This is a genomic window from Nonomuraea sp. NPDC003707 (assembly GCF_053587055.1).
Genome location: NZ_JBSFNK010000021.1, coordinates 93038 through 115704 on the forward strand (window position 1 = coordinate 93038; position 22667 = coordinate 115704).

24 protein-coding genes are annotated in these 22667 nt (G+C 70.6%); 14 read left to right on the forward strand and 10 right to left on the reverse strand.

Annotation, left to right across the window (positions count from 1 at the left end; translation table 11 throughout):
- Positions 1-238: 238 nt before the first annotated feature.
- Positions 239-880: a response regulator transcription factor gene (locus ACWDRB_RS41095; protein WP_350735980.1), complete on the forward strand. Its 642-nt coding sequence runs from the start codon at positions 239-241 to the stop codon at positions 878-880.
- A 403-nt stretch (positions 881-1283) separates the two neighbouring features.
- On the forward strand, positions 1284-2348 hold the full coding sequence (locus tag ACWDRB_RS41100; protein WP_449903218.1) for an LLM class flavin-dependent oxidoreductase: 1065 nt from the start codon (positions 1284-1286) through the stop codon (positions 2346-2348).
- A gap of 276 nt (positions 2349-2624) precedes the next feature.
- Here ACWDRB_RS41100 and ACWDRB_RS41105 read toward each other — a convergent pair whose 3' ends face one another.
- Positions 2625-3062 (reverse strand): hypothetical protein, encoded by a 438-nt coding sequence (locus ACWDRB_RS41105; protein WP_449903220.1) that lies wholly within the window; start codon positions 3060-3062, stop codon positions 2625-2627.
- Between the two features lie 210 nt (positions 3063-3272).
- Here ACWDRB_RS41105 and ACWDRB_RS41110 point away from each other — a divergent pair, with 210 nt between their 5' ends.
- Together ACWDRB_RS41110 and ACWDRB_RS41115 are read left to right on the forward strand one after the other, a co-directional pair.
- The gene (locus ACWDRB_RS41110; protein ID WP_449903223.1) at positions 3273-3557 is read left to right on the forward strand and encodes a hypothetical protein; all 285 of its coding nucleotides are present in this window, start codon (positions 3273-3275) and stop codon (positions 3555-3557) included.
- 142 nt (positions 3558-3699) lie between these two features.
- Entirely contained in the window at positions 3700-4605 is a 906-nt protein-coding gene (locus ACWDRB_RS41115) for a TNT domain-containing protein (RefSeq protein WP_449903225.1), read from the forward strand.
- Between the two features lie 73 nt (positions 4606-4678).
- On the opposite strand, the gene ACWDRB_RS41120 is transcribed toward ACWDRB_RS41115, so the two are convergent.
- From ACWDRB_RS41120 to ACWDRB_RS41135, 4 genes are all read right to left on the reverse strand, one after another.
- Positions 4679-4885: a hypothetical protein gene (locus ACWDRB_RS41120; RefSeq protein WP_449903227.1), complete on the reverse strand. Its 207-nt coding sequence runs from the start codon at positions 4883-4885 to the stop codon at positions 4679-4681.
- A gap of 366 nt (positions 4886-5251) precedes the next feature.
- Complete coding sequence (locus tag ACWDRB_RS41125) at positions 5252-5776, reverse strand: DoxX family protein (protein WP_449903230.1); 525 nt, start codon at positions 5774-5776, stop codon at positions 5252-5254.
- 110 nt (positions 5777-5886) lie between these two features.
- Complete coding sequence (locus tag ACWDRB_RS41130; RefSeq protein ID WP_449903233.1) at positions 5887-6555, reverse strand: CBS domain-containing protein; 669 nt, start codon at positions 6553-6555, stop codon at positions 5887-5889.
- A gap of 96 nt (positions 6556-6651) precedes the next feature.
- The gene (locus tag ACWDRB_RS41135) at positions 6652-7494 is read right to left on the reverse strand and encodes a universal stress protein (RefSeq protein WP_350735998.1); all 843 of its coding nucleotides are present in this window, start codon (positions 7492-7494) and stop codon (positions 6652-6654) included.
- A gap of 125 nt (positions 7495-7619) precedes the next feature.
- Here ACWDRB_RS41135 and ACWDRB_RS41140 point away from each other — a divergent pair, with 125 nt between their 5' ends.
- Positions 7620-8288, forward strand: coding sequence for a helix-turn-helix domain-containing protein (locus ACWDRB_RS41140; RefSeq protein ID WP_449903236.1), 669 nt, complete (start codon positions 7620-7622; stop codon positions 8286-8288).
- Positions 8289-8292: 4 nt separating this feature from the next.
- Here ACWDRB_RS41140 and ACWDRB_RS41145 read toward each other — a convergent pair whose 3' ends face one another.
- Together ACWDRB_RS41145 and ACWDRB_RS41150 are read right to left on the reverse strand one after the other, a co-directional pair.
- A complete protein-coding gene (locus tag ACWDRB_RS41145) occupies positions 8293-9705 on the reverse strand; it encodes a WS/DGAT/MGAT family O-acyltransferase (protein WP_449903238.1) in 1413 nt (470 codons plus the stop codon).
- A gap of 109 nt (positions 9706-9814) precedes the next feature.
- Positions 9815-10693, reverse strand: a complete 879-nt coding sequence (locus ACWDRB_RS41150) for an EamA family transporter (protein ID WP_449903240.1) — start codon at positions 10691-10693, stop codon at positions 9815-9817.
- Between the two features lie 68 nt (positions 10694-10761).
- On the opposite strand from ACWDRB_RS41150, the gene ACWDRB_RS41155 reads away from it, so the two are divergent.
- The 6 genes from ACWDRB_RS41155 to ACWDRB_RS41180 all read left to right on the forward strand — a co-directional run bounded on the left by ACWDRB_RS41155 (position 10762) and on the right by ACWDRB_RS41180 (position 17243).
- Positions 10762-11631, forward strand: a complete 870-nt coding sequence (locus ACWDRB_RS41155; RefSeq protein WP_449903242.1) for a LysR family transcriptional regulator — start codon at positions 10762-10764, stop codon at positions 11629-11631.
- Positions 11632-11913: 282 nt separating this feature from the next.
- Positions 11914-13422 carry an ABC transporter substrate-binding protein gene (locus tag ACWDRB_RS41160; protein WP_449903244.1) on the forward strand — a complete coding sequence of 503 codons (1509 nt, stop codon included), beginning with the start codon at positions 11914-11916 and terminating at the stop codon, positions 13420-13422.
- Positions 13404-14381: an ABC transporter permease gene (locus ACWDRB_RS41165; RefSeq protein ID WP_449903246.1), complete on the forward strand. Its 978-nt coding sequence runs from the start codon at positions 13404-13406 to the stop codon at positions 14379-14381. The genes ACWDRB_RS41160 and ACWDRB_RS41165 overlap by 19 nt, the downstream gene beginning before the upstream one ends.
- A complete protein-coding gene (gene opp4C, locus ACWDRB_RS41170) occupies positions 14378-15247 on the forward strand; it encodes an oligopeptide ABC transporter permease (protein ID WP_449903248.1) in 870 nt (289 codons plus the stop codon). The genes ACWDRB_RS41165 and opp4C overlap by 4 nt, the downstream gene beginning before the upstream one ends.
- Positions 15244-16224, forward strand: a complete 981-nt coding sequence (locus ACWDRB_RS41175; protein WP_355199696.1) for an ABC transporter ATP-binding protein — start codon at positions 15244-15246, stop codon at positions 16222-16224. Before opp4C ends, ACWDRB_RS41175 begins: the two co-directional genes overlap by 4 nt.
- Entirely contained in the window at positions 16221-17243 is a 1023-nt protein-coding gene (locus ACWDRB_RS41180; RefSeq protein ID WP_449903252.1) for an ABC transporter ATP-binding protein, read from the forward strand. Before ACWDRB_RS41175 ends, ACWDRB_RS41180 begins: the two co-directional genes overlap by 4 nt.
- 3 nt (positions 17244-17246) lie before the next feature.
- On the opposite strand, the gene ACWDRB_RS41185 is transcribed toward ACWDRB_RS41180, so the two are convergent.
- The 3 genes from ACWDRB_RS41185 to ACWDRB_RS41195 form a co-directional block, all read right to left on the reverse strand.
- Entirely contained in the window at positions 17247-18368 is a 1122-nt protein-coding gene (locus tag ACWDRB_RS41185; protein ID WP_449903255.1) for a CU044_5270 family protein, read from the reverse strand.
- Positions 18365-18901: an RNA polymerase sigma factor gene (locus tag ACWDRB_RS41190; RefSeq protein WP_350736030.1), complete on the reverse strand. Its 537-nt coding sequence runs from the start codon at positions 18899-18901 to the stop codon at positions 18365-18367. The genes ACWDRB_RS41185 and ACWDRB_RS41190 overlap by 4 nt, the downstream gene beginning before the upstream one ends.
- A 78-nt stretch (positions 18902-18979) precedes the next feature.
- Entirely contained in the window at positions 18980-19921 is a 942-nt protein-coding gene (locus tag ACWDRB_RS41195; RefSeq protein WP_449903257.1) for a LacI family DNA-binding transcriptional regulator, read from the reverse strand.
- 165 nt (positions 19922-20086) lie between these two features.
- Here ACWDRB_RS41195 and ACWDRB_RS41200 point away from each other — a divergent pair, with 165 nt between their 5' ends.
- From ACWDRB_RS41200 to ACWDRB_RS41210, 3 genes are read left to right on the forward strand one after another with little or no spacing between them, the layout of a single operon-like run.
- Positions 20087-20878, forward strand: a complete 792-nt coding sequence (locus ACWDRB_RS41200; protein WP_449903259.1) for an ABC transporter permease — start codon at positions 20087-20089, stop codon at positions 20876-20878.
- Complete coding sequence (locus ACWDRB_RS41205; RefSeq protein WP_449903261.1) at positions 20875-21666, forward strand: ABC transporter permease; 792 nt, start codon at positions 20875-20877, stop codon at positions 21664-21666. The genes ACWDRB_RS41200 and ACWDRB_RS41205 overlap by 4 nt, the downstream gene beginning before the upstream one ends.
- Positions 21663-22652, forward strand: coding sequence for an ABC transporter ATP-binding protein (locus tag ACWDRB_RS41210; protein WP_449903263.1), 990 nt, complete (start codon positions 21663-21665; stop codon positions 22650-22652). The genes ACWDRB_RS41205 and ACWDRB_RS41210 overlap by 4 nt, the downstream gene beginning before the upstream one ends.
- Positions 22653-22667: the final 15 nt, after the last annotated feature.

The window sequence follows — 22667 nt, forward strand, 5'->3', positions numbered from 1 at the left end:
TTGGCGCTTCTTCTCTGGACTTCCGCCGCCGCAGTGCGATGAGCCCGTGAGGAGGTCGCCTACGTGACAGGCCCAGCCCGGAAGCGGGTGCCGCCCGGCCCCTTCGGTGTAGCGGCCGGTCTCGTACGCCCACCGCGGCATGGCGTGCGCCACCCTCGACGATCGAGCGCCTCGGGTGCGCCCGGCTAGGGACTTTGGCCTCTTTGTGATCGTGGATCGTGTGACTAGCGTCGGGCGCATGATTCGTGTGTTTCTCCTTGACGACCATGAGGTCGTACGGCGTGGGGTCGCCGCCTTGCTGGACTCCGAGGACGACATCGAGGTCATCGGCGAGGCCGGCTCGGCCGAGTCGGCCATCGCCCGCATCCCCGCGCTCAAGCCCGACGTCGCGGTGCTGGACGTGCGGTTACCGGATGGCAACGGCGTCGACGTGTGCCGAGAGGTCCGTTCCCGGGTGCCCGGACTGGCGTGCCTGATGCTGACGTCGTTCGCCGACGACGACGCGCTGTTCGACGCGGTGATGGCCGGGGCGTCCGGCTACGTGCTCAAGCAGATCCACGGCTCCGACCTGGTCGGCGCCGTACGCACGGTCGCCTCGGGCCAGTCCCTGCTCGACCCGCAGACCACCGCCGCCATGCTGCAACGCCTGCGCGACCAGGCCGCCCGCAAGGACCCCCTCGCCGCGCTGACGGAACAGGAACGCCACATCCTCGACCTGATCGGCGAAGGCCTGACCAACCGGCAGATCGGCGAACGACTGTTCCTGGCCGAGAAGACGGTCAAGAACTACGTCTCCAACCTGCTGGCCAAGCTCAACATGCAACGCCGCACGCAGGCCGCCGCCCTGTCCGCCCGCCTGCGGGCCTACAAGCCAGAATGATCACTTCAGCGTGCCTGAGCAGACGTCAGTCACGCCCGCCTGGCCGCAGCGGATGCCGTTCTACGGGCCGCCGGGCCGACACAGCGGTGGCGGTGTCGAACAGTCGACCCATGACTGCCGAGTGGCGCGCCCTTGGCCTGCTCACACGTAACGGCGGCGGGCGTACCCTCGAGGTTCTGTGTCGTCGCCTCGGGTTCGGGTCGGCGAGCGCCATCGGTTCGGCTGCCGGTTGCAGTTGAACCTTTTATCGATGTTCAGGCTGAGTTATCGGGTTCCACCTTCGATGTCGCTGAACGACACCCGCAACCACTCCGTGCCGACTGTCCGATCGACCTCGACGTGCTCGATCCACCGTCGGGTGTCAGGCTGAGTACGTTCGATTCTTCGCGCCTTGGAGGTTTTGATGCGTGCAGGCGTCGTGGTCACCGCACATACCGGCGTGGAGGACCTCGCTGTACAGGCCGAGGAGTTGGGCCTGCACAGTTTCTGGCTCAACGACACCCCGATGGTCCACGGCGACCCCTTCATCGCCCTGGCACTGTGCGCGAAGGCCACCAGCCGCATCAGGCTCGGCATCGGCGTGACCTCACCGGCGCTGCGCTCGGCCCCGGCCGCCGCGAGCGCGTTCGCCAGCCTCAACGCCCTGGCACCAGGCCGGATCATCTGCGGAATCGGCACCGGAAACACCGCCCGGCGCACCCTGGGCATGCGGCCGACCACAGCGGCCACGATGGAGAACTTCACCACCGCACTGCAGAACCTGTGCGCCGGACGCACCATCGAGTACCGCGAAGGCGACCGAGTCCGCAACGTCCGATTCCTGCACACCGGGGCGCACGCGAACACGGCCGACCCGATCGAGTTCGTCGTGGCCGCGCTAGGACCGAAGGCCGCCGCCGTCGCCGGCCGCCGCAGCACCGGCCTGATCTCCTTCGGCCTGCTGGACCCCACCGCCTGGCAAGCACTTCATGACGCCCGCCGCCACGCCGCTCACGACACGCCACGCGACCCCGACTCCCGCATGGACTCCTACGTGGTCACCGCGCTGCACATACTCGACGAGGACGAGGACCCCCGCGGCGACGCGGCCCGGGACGCGACGGGCCACATCGTCCTGTCGCTGCTGGCCTTCGCCGCCGACACCGCCGCCGACGCCCGCGCTTTCGCCGACCAACTCGGCCCCGAGGAACGCGAGGCGGTGCGGCGACTCCTCGACCGGCGCGGCACCACCGCCACCGCACCCGACCGGCACACCAAGCTCTACCCCAGCTACCTCGAACGCATCGCACCGGAGGACCGGGACCTGATCCTGCCCTCACTGATGGACACCCTGGCCTTGGTCGGCACCCACAACGGCCTCCGCGCCCGCATCACCATCCTGGAACAGGCCGGCATCGACGAACTGCTCATCCAGCCGGTGATCGACCCACCAACAGAGATGGCCCAGCTCGCGAAACTCCTCACCTGAGCGGACCCGCCAACCATGCGCACGCGGTTCACCGACAACAAGACCTGAATGACCTTCAGCCGAACCCGTTCGGATCAACATGACGGGCCGCAGGCCGGCACGTGTCCCTCCCGCCAACCTCATCCGGAAGGGACATCGGCAGAGCGGGCGGCGCAGCCGGCGGGCGCTGCTGAGCACTGACAGCGAGGACAGAGCCACTGCGGCGGCCGGTAGAACGGCCCGCAGGACCGACTGGCGAGTCCGGACCGAGTGCGTGACCCGTCCACGAGGTGCGGCTCAGCTCGCGGGCAGGGCGGTGGCCAGCAGGACGACGCCGAGCGACCCCACCAGTGAGGCCACTGCCATGGTCCGCGCCAGCCGGGGACGGGCCGCGCTCGAGGCCCAGCCGTGGAGAGCGGCGGCCGCCATGACCGCGCAGAAGAGCAGCAGCTTGGCGGCCAGGATCCGGCCATAACCGGGATCGGCGAGCGAGGACCAGGTGACGCCCTTGCGCCAGGCGAGCGCGACGCCGGTGCCGATTTGGACCGGCAAGAACGCGGCCACGGTGATGATCCCGAAGCGGCGACCGACCGCAGTCAGCACGTCGGCCCGCGGTTGATCCTCCAGCAGGCGACGGGCCAGGGGCAGCACCACCAGCGACACCGTGAGCTGCCCGCCGACCCACAACGCCGCGGACAACACGTGCAGGAACCGGACCATCGTCCACCAGGTCATCGTCGTCCGCGCCTCCTTCGGCTTCTCGCATCCTGAAGTCCACCGTCGGCATGGTCCAGCCACATCGGCGCGTGACCCCCGTGTGGCCGCATCAAGGGGAACCACATCGCGCGCCCCTTTACAGCGTAGATCAACTGCTTGTGGCCAAGTGGGCCGAGCCGCGCCGCTTGATGGCTCTCCTTCGCCTACCTGGCCGCGATCTGCGCCAACGTGGCGCTCGGCCACACGTCGGCCTTCCTAGATATCCACCTAAAGCGCGACCTCGCCGAAGGACAGGCCGACTCGCCCTGGGTGACGAAGTCGATCGGCAGCATCGGCAGCGACGATCGCCCGCGCCAGTGGCCATTCGCCCCCGGGCGCCAACCCGATGAACAACCGCAACAGCCTAGGCATGATCGCCTTCGCCATCTCGACCGCCAAACTCCCCCACGACGGCGTCGCGAGATCGGCACATATCCGACAAAGACCAACATGGGCAATAAATTCAATGAATGACAATCCTTACCACTTTTGTCGCAACATCTTTACCTTTTCCTTATAACGCCGAAGATGCGCCACAGGCGGCACTGGGAATGTAGAACCCGATCACCGCCGGTGATCTATTTTTCACTTCCCAAGTGCAACCAACGGATAAATTATGCGATTTCATCGACGAAGCGCCGTACTGGCTGCCGCGATATGCGCGCTGGCCGGCACCCAAAGCGGCGTGGCCGCGCATGCTGACAATGCCGCCCCGCCAGCAACCCAACTCGTCCAACCCATGGCCTTCCGCCCCACGGCGCCTCCGGACAAAAGCGAGACCGAAAACGGGATCACGCAGAGCAGCGGCCAGGTATGCGGATCACCGTACATAACCGGCGACCCGGATCTGGGACCGACGCTCCTGCCCCAGACCGGCTACATCAGCAATCTCCTGCGCGGCTACGTGCCGTTGGGCGGTCTGAGTCCCCAGCATTTCCTCGGGCGTTACTGGGACTACATCGTGAACAACTATCGTTTCCCGCCCGACGCCGGATTCGCCCGTTCCGGCGATTACCCCAACGGCAGACTGCTGCTCAAGACGACATTTCTCCAGCCTGGCATGAGAATCGACCGTTTCGGCGGCTACACCGGGTCATTCTTGGCGCCACTGGGCGACCTGTACACCAGGCGCGCGTTGCCACCGCGGAATCTCAACACCAACCCGCAGGATCCCGAGCACCTGTGCAATTATCATGCGTTCCGGGTGCTCAAGTCGTTCCGCGTCGACGTGGGCCCGGCGGCGCCCGCCTTCGAGCAGCCAGGCGGCGGCACGCAATATCACGTGCTCAGCAAATACATTCCCGAAGCTCCTCAGACAAGCGACGAAGTCCCGATCAGCTGGTTGCTGCAGAACGGTTATCTGGAAGAGATCGAGCCGGTCATCCTGACCGACCTCAGGACCGGCTCTCCCATCACCAAAAACGGCACGGTAAGCAACCTGACCACCGCCATAAGCCCTCGGACCACGAGCGACAAGGCCGGCGGGCAGCAGCTGAGCCGAACAACCGCCGGAAAGACGTGACGGGAAAGGCTCTCCTGTCCGCTGAGGCCGGGCAGGCACCGGCAGCGCTCGCCTTCAGCGCGATTGGCGCCTCTCACTGAAGGCGAGCGGCGGCGCAGCCCGGAGGCCGGGATCGGCGGTGTGTGCGGTCGCACCCGTCCGGCCGCCTGGTCGCGGCGCAGACCCGCACGTGGCGGCGCTCGTGCGGGACGGCCAGGTCCGCGTAGAAGGTGGCCGGACCCAGCCCCGCCTCCGCGGGCAACCCGACGCGCCGCCGCCAGGGCCGGAACGCGGTGCTCATCGACGATCGACTCGATCAGCTCGATGTCCGGGTATTTCTCCCGCCAGAGCACCAAGTGCTGCCCGATCTCAGCGACCTCGTCAACGGGCAACGGCCCGTAACCCGGCGGGCGCAACGGCAGCTCTCTGCGTCCCGGCGTCGTCGGCGGCCCAGGCGAGCGCCGACCACGCGGTCCGCGAACCATCGACTCCCATGACGACCGCTCTGTTCGTCGCCGCCCTTTCCCCGGTCCTCGTACCCACATCTCCAGCTCACGTCCGGCGGGACCACGCCTCCAGGGAAGGCGAGAGACCATCGGGCTCCGCGACCGCTGCACGAGCAGCGCGACGCCCACCCCTTCCGAGGGGTGGGCGTGGAGGTCGCCGGTTACTTGAGGTAGGGGTTGTGCCGGACGATGGGGAGGTTGCCGAGTCCGAGGGTGGTTCCCGCATCGGCGAGGGCGAGGCCGGCCAGGACGACTGCGTAGACGATGTGCTCGTCCATGAACGGGTTGTTGGCCAGGGGCAGCTCGGCCGCCCACATGAGAGCCAGCATCAGGCCGCCGGCGACCGCCGCGATCCTGGTGCCGACGCCCAGGACCAGCGCCAGGCCGATGCCCAGCAGACCGGCCATGAACAGCCAGTCCACCCACGCCTGCCCGGCCAGCGAGCCGAAGAAGCCGCCCAGCGCGTTCTCGCCGGTGCCCTTGAGGAACCCGGTCGTCGGGCTGCCGCCGGAGATCCAGGCGCGGGCGGCCGGGGTGGCTAATCCCCAGCCGAAGGTCTTGTCCAGGAACGCCCACAGGAAGATCCAGCCGATCGAGATCCGGGCGATCGCCCAGACGTAGTCGACGGGACGGCGGGTGGTGGCGGTGCCGGTGTCCGTGCCGGGCCTGTTGACGGTGGTGTTCATGACGGCCCCCTTTCGGTGGGGATCGGTCGTCCTTGTCACACCCCAAGCACACCGTTTTCGCTCTCTTCGAGGCAGTGCCGTACGGCCTGCGGCGTCGGGACCTTCGTCCCTCAGCCGCCGTCCCGGAAGGCCCCCTGGACGATGAGGAGGTCGTCCTTGTCGAAGGTCACCTCGGATCTCACGTCCACGACCCCCTCGATCAGCCGGATCTGCTCCGTCAACGCCAGGGCCTGGGATTTCCACTCGACCACGCCGCTGATCGTCACCACGCCCTGGTGGATGCCGACGGTGAACGCCTCGGGATCCGGCAGGACGGCTCCGACGTCCGCTGCCAGTTCCTCGGCAGGCCGGGTGAAGACGCGCAGCACATCGCGCTGGTGGAGGGTGCCGACGATGCGTCCGGTGTTCATGTCGATCACGGGGAGCTGCTTGACGCGCTCGGCGTGCATCAGCCGGGCCGCGTCCCGCACGGAGGTGTCCGGTGTGACAGTGATCGCCGGGGAGGTCATGAGCTGAACGGCGGTCACGCCCGCGGCCTTCCGGTGCTCCTGCTGCCACCGGCGAGACTCGAAGATCGGCACCCCGTGCCTGACGGGGCCGGCCTCCTTGAGGAGGAGATCGTCTTCGGAGACGACCCCCACGGGCCGTCTGTAGGCGTCGATCACCGTGACCGCGCCCACCGCGAACCGTTCCATGGCCTCCACGATCTCGGCGAAGGAGGCCTCCTTCAGCACGGCGATGGCCACCCGGCCCATGACGTCCTTGACTTCGAGCGACATAACTCCACCTCCGCTTTCACGATCCGCCGGCCCGGCCTCCTCCGGCAGTGGCCAACGTCCCCGATGCCGGGTGACCAAGGTCCTGACCGGCGATTATCAGGCGCGGACCACCGCCACCGGGCAGTGCGCGTGGTGCAGGACACCCCGGCTGACCGAGCCGAGCAGCATCGAGCCCAGAGCCCCGCGCCCGTGCGAGCCCACCACCAGCAGATCCGCCCGCTCGGACGCGTCGGTGAGCGCTTCGACGGGATGGGCGGATTGGACGTCCTCGACCACCTTCACCTCCGGGTGGTCAGCGCTGAGGATCTTCACCCGGTCGCGGACGACCTGATGCTGCGCCGTACGGATCTCGTCCATGTCGTAGCTGATCTCCGGCGCGAAGGCGTGCACCGGCAGTTGCCAGGCGTGCACCACCCGCAGCGCGCTCCCGCGCAGATTCGCCTGCTCGAAGGCGTAGGCCAGCGCGGGCTCACACGCCGGCGAGTCGTCCACCCCGACCACGACCTCCTGGCACACCGGCCGCCGCTCGCCGCGTACGACCACGACGGGACAGGGCACGTGGCCGGCCACGTGCATGCTGACGGAGCCCAGCAGCGCGCCGGTGAACCCGCCGAGCCCCCGGCTGCCGACCACGACCTCGGTGGCGTCCTTGGCCTGCTCGCGCAGGACCTCGGCGGGCGTTCCCTCGAGGTCCTCGGTCGTGACCTCGATGGTGAGCTGGCGCGCGCACACGAGCACTTCCGCCTCACGCAGGATCCTCTGCCCCTCGCGCCGCAGCGCATCGGGGAGAGCGTCGATGGGGTACTTGCGGATCTGGTACGGCGAGCGGTCCATGGCGTGCACGATCCGCAGCGGCACCCGCATGCGGTACGCGTCGTCGGCCGCCCATTCCAGCGCGGCGCGCGAGTTCTCCGAGCCGTCGGCTCCTACGATGATCACGATACGCCTCCTTCGTCACCCTCCATCCGACCCGCTCGCGCCCGCCCGCAGCAGGGCCGGAGGTCGGTCCGGCAAGGGCCGAAGGACCCTGGCCGCCGCGCGGGTGACTGGCTAGCTTCGTGGACATGACCAGGGAGGACACGCTCATGACCGGCACCGGCGACTTCGCGCGTCGCATCAGCTATCACCGTCATCGGCTCGGCCTCACCACCGAACAGGTGGCCGACCGGGCGGACATGTCCGCCGGATACGTCCAGCACCTCGAAAGCCATCTGGGCACTCCTGACACGGGTACGGTGACCCGCCTGGCCACGGCCCTCGAAACGACGGCCGAAGATCTGCTGGGCGGTGGGCGCGATCGCCCGCCCGGCCCCGGATCCGGCTCGGCCGACGCGGTCCTGGAAATCCTCGAACCCGAGGAGTGCCTGCGACTGGTCGCCCCGGGCGGCATCGGCAGGGTGGCGTTCAACGGTCCGGAGGGGCCCACGGTGCTGCCCGTGAACTACAAGGTCCACGACGGCGCCATCGTCTTCCGCACCGCCCACGGCGGCCCCATGGACCAGGACCTGCGCAGCGGCGTGGAAGGGGTGGAGATCAAGATCGGCTTCCAGGTCGACCGGATCGACGAGGCCCAGAGGGAGGGCTGGAGCGTCCTCGTCCAGGGCCCCGCCCACCACGTGCCCGAGGACGAGGTCATCCGGGCCGACGTCACCCCGTGGGCGGGTGGCGAGCGTCGCCTCTACATCCGCATCGTCCCGCACCACATCACGGGCCGCCGCATCCACGGCCTCTGAGCCCTCAGGTTTTCCTGCGGGCTCCTGCCCTCCTCGGACTCGGGCTGAGCTCGTCCAGGGCCTCGCGCAGGTAGCCGGGAAAGGCCCACACGTCGGGAACCAGCTCCCCGCAGGCGGTGAACCCGACGTCGAGATGACCGTTGTAGGAGAAGGCCGTGACGTTCACGGCGCCGCTCACGTCGGTGACCACGGACACCGGGTAGTGCGCCAGCAGCCTGACCCCGGCGATCCGCAGCGGGAACTGCGGCCCGGGAACGTTGGAGACGACCACGTTGACAGGCGGCCCCGTACGTCCCAGAAGATCAAGCGCGGCGCGGTCGGCCAGGCCGTTCAGGGCGGCGGGCATGCTCTCGCTCAGGTCACGCAGCAGGCGCGCGGGGGTCAGGGCGAACCGTTCCTTGATCTGCCGCATCCCCTCGCTCACGAGTTCGAGCCGCCGGCGGGGATCGTCCACGTGGGTAGGCAACTGTGTGATCATCATGGTGACCTGGTTGCCCTCGTTCACACCCTCCTGGCCGCGTACGGAGAACGGCACCCCTGCGACCAGCGGGATCTCCGGCAGCGCCGCGTGGGCCAGCAGCCAGCGCCGCAACGCGGAGGCCACGAGCGCCATCACGACGTCGTTCACGGTGACGCCGAAGGCGTTCTTGACCCGTTTGATCTCCTTCAGCGGCAGCTCGGCGAAGGCGTAACGGCGGCGGGAGGAGACCGGGCCGCTGAGCGGGGTGTGCGGGGCCTCCATGTCCGGCAGCTCAGGCCGGGGTGCGCGCCGGATCAGCCGCGCGACACCGCTCGCGCCGGGCAGCCGGGAGATGACGGGGAGCTGGTCCAGAACCGGCAGGGCCTCGCCCGCGAACCGCAGCAGGTGCGCGGGGTTCCCCGCAAGGTGCCAGGCGCTCCTGGCCAGCATGCGCCACAGCCCCGGAGGGGCTTCGAGCTCGTACGAGGCGGCTTCGGGCACGGGATCCATGAGCGCAGCGAGCACCTCCGCCCCCGTCAGCCCGTCGACGGCGGCGTGGTGGACCTTGGCGTAGATGCCGCAGCGGCCGCCGGCCAGGCCGTGGATCAGGTACATCTCCCACAGGGGACGGGTTCGGTCCAGGCGGCGCTCGTGCAGGCGGGCCACCTGCTCGCCCAGCTGCGCGTCGTCGCCGGGAGGGGGCAGGGTGAGCTCCCGGACGTGATGGTCCAGATCCACCTCGCCGTCGTCGGCCCAGTACGGGTGATCCAGGCCGAGGGGCACGCGGACCAGGCGCTGCCGCAGCTGCGGCACCCCGGCCATCCGCTCCGCCAGCCTGCGCTGGATCTTCTTCCTGGACAGGTCCTTGTACAGCACGGCCAGACCGCCGACGTTCGCGACGTTGGTGGCGGTCTCGAAGTTGAGGAACTGCGCGTCCAGCGCGCTGAGCTGCCGCATGTCTCTCCCCTTTCCCCTCATTCCACCGTGCGCCACCGCGCCGCCCCAGGGCCACAAGTCCCCCTTGAACAGGGCCAACGACCTGATCGGCCGGCTCGGCGTACGACGATCAGCGCCTGGGAGCCACGGCGGCGGCGTTGGCGGTGACGATCATGGCGATGGCCAGCCACGCGGCCGCGTCAAGGCGCTGGTCGAGAACGACCATGCCGATCAGGGCGGCGAACACCGGGTTGACGCTCATGAAGATCCCGAAGAAGTGGGCGGGGACCCGGCGCAGCGCGAGCAGGTCGGCGAGGAACGGCACCGCGGAGGACAACACCCCCGCGGCGAACGCGCACAGCAGGGCACCGGCGGTGGGCCGGTGGAGCCACAGGACGGCGACGCCGACGGGCAGGTAGAGCACGCCGGAGACGGCCGCGGCGGCGGCCGATCCCTGCAGCCCGGGCAGGCGCTCGCCCACGGTGCGGTTGAGCAGGACGTAGCAGCCCCAGCAGACGGCGGCGACCAGGGCCAGGACGATGCCGAGGTAGTCGGTGCTGGGCTGGGGGCGGGCGAGGATCGCCACGGCCGCCGCGGCGGCGAGAGCGCACACCAGATCGGTACGGCGGCGCGAACTCGCCAGCGCCACGGCGAGCGGGCCGAGGAACTCCAGGGTGACCGCGAGTCCGAGCCCGATCCGGCCGATCGCCGCGTAGAGCGTCAGGTTCATGGTCGCGAACACCACGGCCAGCCCCAGCACCGGCCGCCACTGCGCGGCACTGAACGAGCGCAGCCTCGGCCGACCGGCGCTCAGCAGCACCGCGGCGGCCACCCATTGGCGCACCGCCACCACCCCCACCGGCCCGAGGACCGGGAGGGCGAGCGCGGCGACCGACGCCCCGACCTGGTTGGACAGCCCGCTGCCCACCATCAGCGCCATCCCGGACCACCGCGTCGGGGTCGGCCGCGACGCGGGAGCGGCCGTCTCCGTGCCTGCTTCGAGTGCCATGGCACAACCATCCGGTACGCCGAAGCATACGCAAAATGCATCCAAGGACGTATCTATACTCTGGACGCATGGATGGTCGTAAGGAGCTGGAGCTGCGGCACCTGCGCTGCCTGGTCGCGATCGTCGACACCGGCAGCTTCACCGACGCCGGGATCGAGCTGGGCCTGTCCCAGGCGGCGGTCTCCCGCACCCTGCTGGCGCTGGAGCGGATCCTCGGGGTGCGGCTGCTGCACCGCACCAGCCGCACCCTCACCCCCACCACCGCCGGTGTGCAGGTCCTGGCCCGCGCCCGCCACCTGCTCGCCGAGGCCGACGAGCTGGTCCACCAGGCCACCACCGGCCACACCCGGCTGCGCATCGGTCACGCCTGGTCCGCCATGGGCCGGCACACCGCCGAGTTCCAGCGCCGGTGGCACGACCGCTACCCCGGCATCGAGCTTCACCTGATCCGCCACAACACCCCCACCGGCGGTCTCGCCGAGGGCCTGTGCGACCTGGCCGTCGTCCGCACCCCCATCGACACCCGCCGCTACGCCCACGCGCTCGTCGGCCACGAGCGCCGCTACCTCGCCCTGGCCTCCGACGACCCCTGGGCCGGACGCCGCAGCATCCGCCTGGACGAGATCCACGAGCGCACCCTGGTGGTCGACCGCCGCACCGGCACCACCACCCTGGACCTGTGGCCCGAAGGCGCCCGCCCCGCGACGGAGTACACCCACGACATCGACGACTGGCTCGCCGCCATCGCCACCGGCCGCCGCGTCGGCGTCACCCCGCAGGCCACCGCCAACCAGTACCGCCGCGACGGCATCACCTACCGCCCCCTGCGCGACGCCGACCCCGTACCCGTCCATCTCATCTGGCGGCGGCACGACCCCCACCCCGCCACGCACGCCGCCGTCGCCCTGCTCGCCGATCTCTACCGCGAAGGCGCCTGACGCTCAAGCGAAGGTCGCCCACCTGGAGGAGAACATCAAGGCCGCTGGGCCAGCCCTGCCCGCCGACGCGATCGCCGGGGTCCGCCCGTCGAAGCGGAACGACCCGGGCAACGCGCGGTCGTCGGAGTCCAGTCCGAGGACTCAGTGGAACGTTACACAAGCCCCGCCCGCTTGCGTCGAGCCTATATTACTGTAAGTATTTTTATCGTCACTCAATGTGCACGATCCTTTCAGGAGGCTCCCCTGAACCGCCTGTCAGGCGCGCTGGCCGTCGTCGTCCTCATGCTCGCCGCCGGCTGCTCCGGCCCGGCCGACTCCCCCGCCCAGGATTCCGCGCACAACGCGATCAACATCCACCTGTACCAGAAGCCCAAGCGATTCTCCCCGCTGGACCCGCCCACCGGCCCCGACCAGCAGGTCATGACGTTGATCTTCGACAACCTGCTGACCGTCGACGACTCCTACGCCTACGCGCCGCGCCTGGCCGAGCGCTGGGAGGTGGACGAGGACCGGATCACTTTCCACCTGCGCGCGGGCCTGAAGTGGAGCGACGGCATGCCGTTCACCAGCGAAGACGTGCTGTTCACCTACAAGCTGCTGGCCGACGCCAAGAGCGGCAGCGCGATGGCGGGCAAGCTGGCCGGGGCCGCCTTCGAGGCCCCGGACGACACCACGTTCGTGATCAGGCCGGCCAGGCCGAACGTCGGCTTCCTCAGCCTGATCGCCGGGCCGTTCGCCTTCATCCTGCCCGAGCACGTGCTCGGCATGGAGCCGGTGGACAAGATCGCCGGCAGCACCTTCTTCAACCACCCGACGGTCGGCATGGGCCCGTACACCTTCGTGACCTACAAGACCGACCAGTACGTGGAGCTGGCCGCCAACCCGCACTACCGCAAGCCTGTCGCGATCCCCAGGATCTTCCTCAAACCCATCGGCTCGGACGTGGCGACCGCGCAGCTCGGCACCGGCGAGATGGACCTGGTCCAGATCTCCCCCACCGACCTGCGGGCGGTGGAGGGGCTCAAGGGCGTCACCGTCTCGGCGAAGGCGAGCCCGGGCTTCATCAGGATCGCGGTCGACCAGAGCGACAAGCGCTTCGCCGATCCCCGGGTACGGCGGGCGATGCTCCACGCGATCGACCGCGAGGCGCTGGTCGCCAAGCTCCTGGCCGGCCGCGGCCGGGTGCAGAACTCCTCGTTCGTCACCCCCTGGGCGCTGCCCGGCACGCTGGAGGAGTACGCCTACGACCCGGCCAGGGCCAGGTCGCTGCTGGCCGAGGCGGGCTGGAAGGCCGGCCAGAAGGTGACGCTGTCGTGGATCCCCGGCCAGCGCGACCGCGACGTGACGGCCACGGTGGTGCAGGGCGCGCTGAGCGCGGTGGGCATGACCGTCGAGCTCAGGCAGGTGCAGGCGGCCGAACTGCTGGAGTCCTACGAGAAGCGCACGTTCGACCTGGCGCTCTTCGGCGGCGGCAGCTACGCCGTGGACCCCTCCAGCAGCGTCACGATCATCAATTGCGCCGCTTTCTACCCCAGCGGGGGAAATGTCAGTAACTTTTGTGACGAGTCGCTAGACACCCTCGCCGCCCGAGCCGACGCCCGCACCGACCGCGACCAGCGCGCCAAGCTCTACCAGGAGGCCGCGAGCAAGGACAACGCCCAGGTCCCGTACCTGTGGCTGTACAACCCCGACACCCTGTGGGCCACCGGCTCGCGGCTGCGCGGCTTCAAGCCCAGCGGCGACTTCACCACCGGCTTCTGGAACGCCGACGAGTGGACGCTGGCCGGCTGATGCTCGCCTACCTCGTGCGCCGGCTCCTGACCAACGCCGCCGTCTTCCTGCTCATCAGCGTCGGCGTGTTCCTCCTGGTCCGCGCCGCGCCCGGCGACCCGGTCCGGATGATGGTCGACCCCGAGCGACTGGCCTCGGGCGGCCCGGCGTTCGTCGCCGCCAAACGCGCCGAACTCGGTCTGGACAGGCCGGTCCTGGTCACGTACGGCATCTGGCTGCGTGACGTGCTGGGCGGTGACCTCGGCCACTCCTTCGTCAGCCGCCGCCCGGTCGCCGAGGTGCTCGGCGAGCGGACGGGTCCCACCGTGCTGCTCATGGGCACCGCCCTGGCGATCGGCCTGGTGCTGGCGGTGGCGGCGGGCACATTGGCCGCGATCCGGCGCGACACCGCGGTCGACCACGCCACCACCGTGGCCGGCCTCGGCGCGATCTCGGTGCCCAGCTTCTTCCTGGGCATCGCCGCGATCTACCTCTTCTCGCTGCGGCTCGGCTGGGTGCCGTCGTCCGGCATGTCCACACCGGGCGACGGCGGCGCGGCCGACATCCTGGCCCACCTGGTGCTGCCCGCGGCCGTTCTCGGGCTGTCCATCGCCGGGCCGTTCACCCGGTACGTGCGCGCCGGGCTGCTGGCGGAGCTCGACGCCGACTACGTGCGCACGGCCGAGGCCAAGGGCGCCGGTCCGGGCCGGGTGCTGATGCGGCACGCGCTGCGCAACGCCCTGGTCCCGCTCATCACCGTCGTCATGATCTCCATCCCGCAGCTGCTGGCCGGGGCGGTCGCCGTGGAGCAGGTCTTCGCCTGGCCGGGCATGGGGCAGCTCGCCGTCAGCTCGATCGGCCAGCTCGACCACCCGGTGGTGATCGGGTTCGCGATGTTCGTCGCGGTGCTCGTCCTGGTCTGCAACCTCGCCGCCGACCTGCTCTACGCGGTGGCCGACCCGAGGATCAGCCTGTCATGACCACGACCGTCGCCCCCGCCTCGCCCCGCTCGCTCGCCGCCCGGCGCTTCCGGCGCAACCGCATGGCGCTGGCCGGAGCCGTGTTCCTGACCGCCGTCGGCGTGCTGGCGCTGGCCGCGCCGCTGGTGGCCGGGCACGACCCGAACGCGGTGGACCTGGCCGCCTTCCGCGAGCCGCCGTCAGCCGCGCACCTGCTCGGCACCGACTCCTCGGGGCGCGACGTGTTCGCCAGGCTCGTGCACGCCGGCCGGGTCTCGCTGCTGGTCGGCCTGCTGTCGTCGCTGGCGGCGGTCGCCTTCGGCACGCTGCTCGGCGCGCTGGCCGGCATGTTCGGCGGGCCGGTCGACGCCGTCGTCATGCGCGCCGCCGACGTGGTGCTCTCCTTCCCGTCGCTGGTCGTCATCGTCGTGCTGGCGGGCGTGCTCGGGCCGGGCGCCGTGATGCTCGTGCTCGTCTTCGCCGCGTGCAACTGGCCGACCGCCTGCCGCGTGGTGCGCGGGCTGACGTTGTCGCTGCGCGAGCGGGAGTACGTCCAGGCGGCGCGCGCCTTCGGGGCCGGGCGGCTGACGGTGATCGGCCGGCACGTGCTGCCCGCCGTCCTGCCGCAGGTCGCGGTGGCCGGCACGCTGCTGGTGGCGCAGATGATCCTGCTGGAGGCGGTGCTGTCCTTCCTCGGCCTCGGCGTACGGCCGCCGCGGGCCAGCTGGGGCAACATGCTGACCGACGCCCAGAACCTGACCCTCATCCAGACCATGCCGTGGTTGTGGCTGCCGCCCGGCCTGGCCATCGCGCTGACCGTGCTGGCCGTGAACTTCGTCGGCGACGGCCTGCGCGACGCCGTGGACCCGAAGGGAGCCCGCGGATGACGCCGCTGCTCACGGTCGACGATCTCGCGGTCGAGTTCCGCACGCGGGACGGCGTGGTACGCGCCGTCGACGGAGTCAGCCTCGAGGTGGGGCCGGGCGAGATCCTCGGCGTGGTCGGCGAGTCCGGCTCGGGCAAGAGCGTCACCGCGATGTCCGTGCTCGGCCTGGTCCGCCCGCCGGGGCGGGTGGTGCGCGGCAGCGTCCGCTTCGACGGCGAGGACCTGCTGGCCCTGCCCGCGCGCCGGCTGCGCCGGATCCGGGGCAGCCGCATCGCGATGATCTTCCAGGACCCGATGACGGCGCTCAACCCGGTCGTCCCGGTCGGCGCCCAGATCGCCGAGGCCATCAGGCTGCACCAGCCGCGCCTCGGCCGCGCCGCCGTGCGGGCCCGTGTACTGGAGCTGCTGGCCTCCGTCGGCGTCGCCGACCCCGCCGCCCGGTACGGCCGGCACCCCCACGAGTACTCCGGCGGCATGCGCCAGCGCGCGATGATCGCGATGGCCCTGGCCAACGAGCCCGACCTGCTCATCGCCGACGAACCGACGACCGCGCTGGACGTCACCGTCCAGTCCCAGGTGCTCGGCCTGATCGACACGGCCAGGCGGGAGGCCGGCGCGGCGGCGGTGCTCATCACCCACGACCTGGGCGTGATCGCCGAGCTGGCCGACCGGGTCGCGGTCATGTACGCGGGCCGCGTCGTCGAGCACGGCGACGTGCACCAGGTCTTCGCCACGCCCCGCCACCCCTACACGCGCGGCCTGCTGGCCGGCCGCCCCCGTCTGGAGCCGGCGACGGTGGACCTGGTGCCGATCCCGGGCAGCCCGCCCGACCTGCTGGCGCCGCCGCCCGGCTGCGCCTTCGAGCCGCGCTGCGCGTTGGCCGCCGGCCGCGCCGCCTGCCGGGCCGAACGTCCCGAGCCGGTCGTGGTGGCCGCCGGTCACCTGTCGGCCTGCCACTTCCACGAGGAGCCGGTGTGAGCGAACCCGTGCTGGCCGTCGAGGGCCTGGTCAAGCACTTCCCGATCCGTACCGGGATCCTGCGCGGGCGCACCGGGGCGGTCCGGGCCGTGGACGGCGTGGACCTGGCGCTGCGCTCCGGCCGTACCCTCGGGTTGGTCGGCGAGTCCGGCTGCGGCAAGACCACGACGGGCCGGCTCGTCGTGCGCCTGGCCGAGCCCACCTCCGGCCGCATCCTGTACGGCGGGCGCGACCTGGCCGCCATGTCGCATGCCGAGCTCCGGCCGCTGCGCGGCGAGATCCAGATCGTCTTCCAGGACCCGTACTCGTCGCTGTCGCCGCGGCTGACCGTGCACGAGATCGTCGCCGAGCCGCTGCGCACCCAGGGCCGCTACCGCCGCGGCGGCCGGGAACGGGTCGGCGAGCTGCTGGAGCTGGTGGGCCTGTCGCCCGAGCACGCCAATCGCTATCCGCACGAGTTCTCCGGCGGCCAGCGCCAGCGCGTCGGCATCGCCAGGGCGCTGGCCCTGAACCCGCGCGTGCTGGTGCTGGACGAGCCCGTCTCCGCGCTGGACGTCTCGATCCAGGCGCAGGTCGTCAACCAGCTCGCCCAGCTGCAGCGCGAGCTGGGCCTGGCCTGCCTGTTCATCTCGCACGACCTGTCGGTCGTGCGGCATCTGTGCGACAGAGTGGCGATCATGTATCTGGGCCGGATCGTGGAGGAGGGCGAGCGGGCGGAGATCTTCGCACGACCCGCCCATCCCTACACCAAGGCGCTCATCTCGGCCGTGCCGATCTCGTGTCCGTCGCAGCGGGGCGAGCGGAGGCGGATCGTGCTCGCCGGTGACGTGCCCAGCCCGGCTGACCCGCCGTCGGGCTGCCGCTTCCGTACCCGCTGCTGGAAGGCCCGGGAGCGGTGCGCCGTCGAGGAGCCGGCGCTGACCGGCGCGGGGCATCGCGTCGCCTGCCACTTCCCCGAGGAGAGCACCGATGCCGGACGGGAGGAGCGGCCGGCCTGGGCCGGCCGCTCCGACCTGTGACGGTCACTCGGGCTTGTCGTCCGTCCAGTCCGCCTTGACCACCGCGATGGAGTTCCACATCGTGCCGGGCTCGAAGCCGGCCTGGAGGCCGCGCGGCTTCACCGCGACGTACTCGCTCGCCAGGGCCTGCCCGGTCGCCTCGTCGATGATCAGCCGGTGCTCCGTGACGCCGCCGTCGAAGGTCGGCTCGTTGATCGCCACGGCCGTGCCCGTGCGCCCTTCGGCGTCCGTGACGTTCTCGATGACCCGTACGTCGCCGAGCTCGGCCAGCATCCGGAACGCGGCACCGCGCACCTCGGGCGTCACCGGCATGTCCATGATCAACCCAGCGCTGATCACGAACAGCCACGCATCACCCTGCATCGGCACGTCGTTGTCACGACCCTTCCAGCTCAGGAGTCGCTTCTTGAGCTGGTCCGGGTCACGGGGCAGCTCGCGCAGGTCCTTCACCGAGACGTTGCGGCCCAGCCAGAACACCTTGTCCCCGTCGGTCAGCGGGCTGCGGCCGGTCATGGCCCGGCCCGGCGACGTCTTCAGAATCATGGGCTTGGGCTTCCTGGGGACCGTGACCTCGATGGAGGTGGGCGACCCGGCCCGCTCCCACGCCTGCCGGTCCTCCTCGGTGGCCGGGCGGGCTCCGAGAGACTGCATGCGGCCCCACTGCTTCTGGTCCGGGCCGGTGGCGCTGGGCGTCCAGCCCTCGTCCCGCCGCTGGTCGAGCACCCGGTAGCCGCCCTTGGCCGCGGCGAACAGGGTCCGGCGCACCGACACGGTGTGCCAGTACTCGCCCTTGCCCTCCGGTTGCCGCTCCGCCCGCGCGGCCGCGGCCAGCAGCACCTCCCGGGCCGACAGCGTCACCGCCTGCCGGGTGCTCGCCGGGGTGTCGGGGCCTCGTGCCGTGGACGCCGTGCCGTTCGTCGCGACGACCACGGCCACGGCGGTGACGGCCGCCGCGGCTCCGGCGAGCCCCAGGCTCCATACGTGCCGCACGGGCCTGCGCCCGCGCCGGGCCGGCCGGGGCTGGGACATGGCGCGGGAGAGCTCGGCGGCCCTGGTGCGCGAGTCGATCGGGCGGTCTCCGAGGTCGGCGGGCCGGGCGGCCCGGAGTTCGTCGACGGGGTTCATGACCACTCCTCGTTGAGGCTCCGCACGTGGGGCAGGGGTTCGCGCCGTGGGCCGGCGTCCGTGGCCTCCATGGCCTGCTTGAGCCGTTTGCGCGCCCGGTGCAGCCGTACGCGGAACGCCGCCGACGAGCAGCCGACGACCCGCGCGCCCTCCTTCGGCGACAGCCCGTGCCAGGCGACCAGGACGAGGATCTCCCGATCGTCCTCGGGCACGGCGGCCAGCGCGCGCAGCACGCCCATCCGCTCGGTCACGTGTTCGGCGACGTCGCCCTCGGCCCAGGCCCGCAACTCCGCGGCGACCGCCTCGCGGCGTACCTCGGCTCGGACGTTGTCGCGCAGGACGTTCCTGGCGACGCCGAGCAACCACGGCAGCGCCGGCTCGGGCACGTCCTCCAATCGCCGCCAGGCGATCGCGAACGTCTCGCTCACCACCTCGTCCGCCACCTGGCGGCCCGCGCGGCTCACGACGTAGGCCCACACCCGTTGTCGGCATTCGTCGTACATGCCGGTGAACCGGTGCTCATCATCTGACACCGCCCAGCCCCTTCGTTCGGGATGCGTTCTTCTGACACCACGAAGTGGCCGCAACCCGCCCGTTGTTACACCTTTCGGTCAGCTGATCGGGACGGTGAGGCGGCGGGTGGTGGGTGACGGCTCCCTGCGCTCCCCGAGGAGGGCCATGAGCTGGTCCATGGCCACCTCGCCGAGCTTCTCGCCGTCCACGTCGATCGCGGGGACGTCGCCCAGGCCGAGGCTCTCGACGATCATGCGCTCCGAGCTGACCACGACATCGCGGACCCCGCGGTGGAGCAGGGCGAACATGAGGCCCAGGCCGATCGAGGTCGCGTACGGGACCACGGCGGTGGCGCGGGCGGCCATCACGGCCTCCGCCGTCTCCACCCCGGCGGCGAACGTCGAGGGGTGGGGGCCGAGCATGGTCAGCGTCGCGCCGCTCGGCCCGGCCGCGGCGCGGATGGCCGCCTGGCGCTGGCGGTCCTGCCAGGAGCCCGCCGGGCCGCCGACGTAGACGATGCGCTCGTGGCCCATCTCGACGAACCGGGTGACGAGCGTGCCGAAGGCGGTGGCCGTGTCGGCGACCACCGAGGTCATGCCCTCGATCTCGCGGTCGATGAGCACGGTCGGCTTGAACGACGCGGCGGCGCGGACGATCTCGTCCGAACCCCGGGGCGCGGTGAGCAGGAAGCCGTCGACCTGGTGCGCGAGCTGCTCGACCGCGGCGACCTGGGCGGCGTGCTCCAGGGAGTGCACGGCGATGGTCAGCTGCATGCCCGAGTCGGCCGCGCGCGCCTGGGCGCCGCCGATGATCGGGGTGAAGAAGGTGTTGTCGAGCGTGGGCACCACGACGGCGACCACTCCGGTCCGCCCGCGGGCGAGCTGCGTGGCCGCCCGGTTGGGGACGAATCCGAGCTGCTCGGCGGCTGCGCGGACGCGGGCCACCGTCTCCGGGGCGGCCAGGTCCGGCCGGCCCAGGGCGCGAGAGGCCGTCGCCTTGGAAACCCCGGCCAGCGCGGCGACGTCCGCGAGTGTCGGCACTGATCCTCCTTGAGTCGTTACACGGATTTCACACAGGGGTTTGTGCGACAGGCCGCTCATAATCTATGGTCAGGCTCATGCAACCGGTTCCGTAACCGGTTCCACCCAAAGCGTACGCCACGGAGAAAGGACGCCGACATCTCCCCCAAATCGGCCCTTCTGCTGGTGCCTGGTCTCGTCCTTCTCGTCGCGGGGTTCCTCATCCCCTCCGCGGCGATGCTCTTCGCGCCCCCGGACGTGCCGACCAGCGAGATCTTCACGCGTCTGGGCAGGATGCTGACGGATCCGTACGACCTGGAGGTGATCGGGCGCACGGTCGGGCTGGCCCTGGCTGTCACGATCATCTGCGTCGTCCTCGGCTTCCCCATCGCCTACTGGCTCGCCCGCTCGCCGTCACGCTGGAGCGGGGTCTTCCTGGCAGTGGCGATCTTCCCATTGATGCTGAGCAACGTGGTAAGGACGTTCGGCTGGCTGGTGATCCTCGGCTCCAAGGGGGCGCTCGGCCGGCTGCTCGTCCAGCTCGGCATCGTCGACGTGGCGCCGCAGCTGCTCTACACCAAGCTGGCGATCGTCCTCGGCCTCACCCAGCTGTTCCTGCCGCTGGCGATCATCTCCTGCTACTCGGCCGTCGCGCAGGTCGATCCCGGCCTGGACGACGCCTCGCGCGGGCTCGGCGCGAGCCGGATCCGGACGATGTGGAACGTCGTCATCCCGCTGACCATGCCGGGCATCGTGGTGGCCGCCACCCTGGTCTTCGCCGGGTCCGTCACCGCGTACACCACGCCCTACCTGCTCGGCGGGTCCAGCCAGCGGATGCTGTCCACGCAGCTGTTCAACTACGCGAGCACCACGGTCGACTGGGCCTCCGCCTCGGCGACGGCGCTCATCATGACGGTCCTGGTCTTCCTGGTCTCCGGGCTGTCCTCGCTGATCGGGCGGAAGGGGGCCACCTCATGAAGCGGCCGATCACGGCGGCGCTCGCGGTCATCGGCTACGTCATCATGATCGTGCCGATCATCTTCGTGGTCGCCACGGCCTTCACCGCCGGAAGCACCCTGAGGTTCCCGCCCGACGGGATCTCGCTGCGCTGGTTCGACGAGGCGCTCGGCTACGAGCCGTTCATCGAGGCCGCGGTCTCCAGCCTGGAGCTCGCCGTGCTCGCCACCGCGCTCGCGCTGGTGCTCGGCGTGCCCGTCACGCTCGCCGTCCACCGTGGCAAGCTGCCCGGCAAGGGCCTGGTCGAGGGGTTGTTCCTGTCGCCGCTCATCGTCCCGGAGCTGGTCGTCGGCCTCGCGCTGTTCCAGCAGCTGATGGTCGGCCTGGACCTGGACAACTTCAGCACCCTGCTGGTCGGGCACACGGCGCTGATGCTGCCGTATGCGGTGCGCGTGACCGGCGCCTCGCTCGCGCTGGCCGACCCCGCGCTGGAGGAGGCCGCCCGGGGTCTCGGCGCCTCGCCGCTGCGCGCGTTCTTCAACGTGACGCTGCCCGTCCTGCGTCCGGGCATCTTCTCCGCCGGGCTGCTCAGCATGGTGACGTCGTTCAACAACGTGCCGCTGTCGCTGCTGCTGCAGGGCCGCGACTTCCGGACGCTGCCGGTGACGATGCTCGACTACGTGCAGCAGTCGTACGACCCGATGGTGGCCGCCGCCTCCACCCTCATCCTGGCCGCCACCGTGGTCATCGCGGTGATCGCCGAGCGCACGGTCGGATTCGCCAAGATCTTCGGAGGGATCAACCAATGACCGCCGCCGCCGAGCTGATCAAAGTCACCCAGAGGTTCGGCTCCTTCACCGCCGTCGACGAGATCGACCTCGCCGTGCCGGCGGGGAGGCTGACGACGCTGCTGGGCCCGAGCGGCTGCGGCAAGACCACCACGCTCAGGATGATCGCGGGCTACTCCGCCCCGACGTCGGGGACGATCCGCATCGACGGGGTCGACAGCACGCGCACGCCGCCGGAGAAGCGCGATCTCGGGATGGTCTTCCAGTCGTACGCGCTGTTCCCGCACATGACGGTGGCCGACAACGTCGGGTACGGGCTCAGGCTGCGCAAGGTGCCGGCCGCGGAGAGACGTACGCGGGTCATGGAGACGCTCGACCTCGTCGGGCTCGCGCACCTGGCCGACCGCAAGCCGAAGAAGCTCTCCGGCGGGCAGCAGCAGCGGGTGGCACTGGCCAGGGCGATCGCGATCAGGCCCAAGCTCCTGCTGCTCGACGAGCCGCTGTCCAACCTCGACGCCCGCCTGCGCGTCCAGATGCGGGCCGAGATCAGGCGCATCCAGGCGGAGACGAAGCTGACCGTCATCCTCGTCACCCACGACCAGGACGAGGCGCTGGAGATGTCCGACGAGATGGTCATCATGAACGAGGGCCGGATCGTGCAGCAGGGCACTCCCCAGCAGGTCTTCCCCCGTCCCGCCGACCGTTTCGTGGCCGAGTTCCTCGGCTACGAGAACTTCCTCACCGCGGCCGACGGCACGCCGTTGACCATCCGGCCCGAGCATCTGCGCATCGCGGAGAAGGGCGCCGGCCTTGGTCACAGCCTCGACGGCACGGTGGTCGACGTGGCCTTCCGCGGCGTCGACCTCCTGGTCTCGCTCGACGTGGTCGACCCGTCGGGCGCGACCGTCAGGCTGCTCGCCGACGTACGCAGCGGCGCTGCCCTGACGCCCGGATCGGCCGTCACGGTGATCGCGCCCGAAGACCATCTGGTTCCACTCCCCCGCTGAAAGAAGGAACGACCC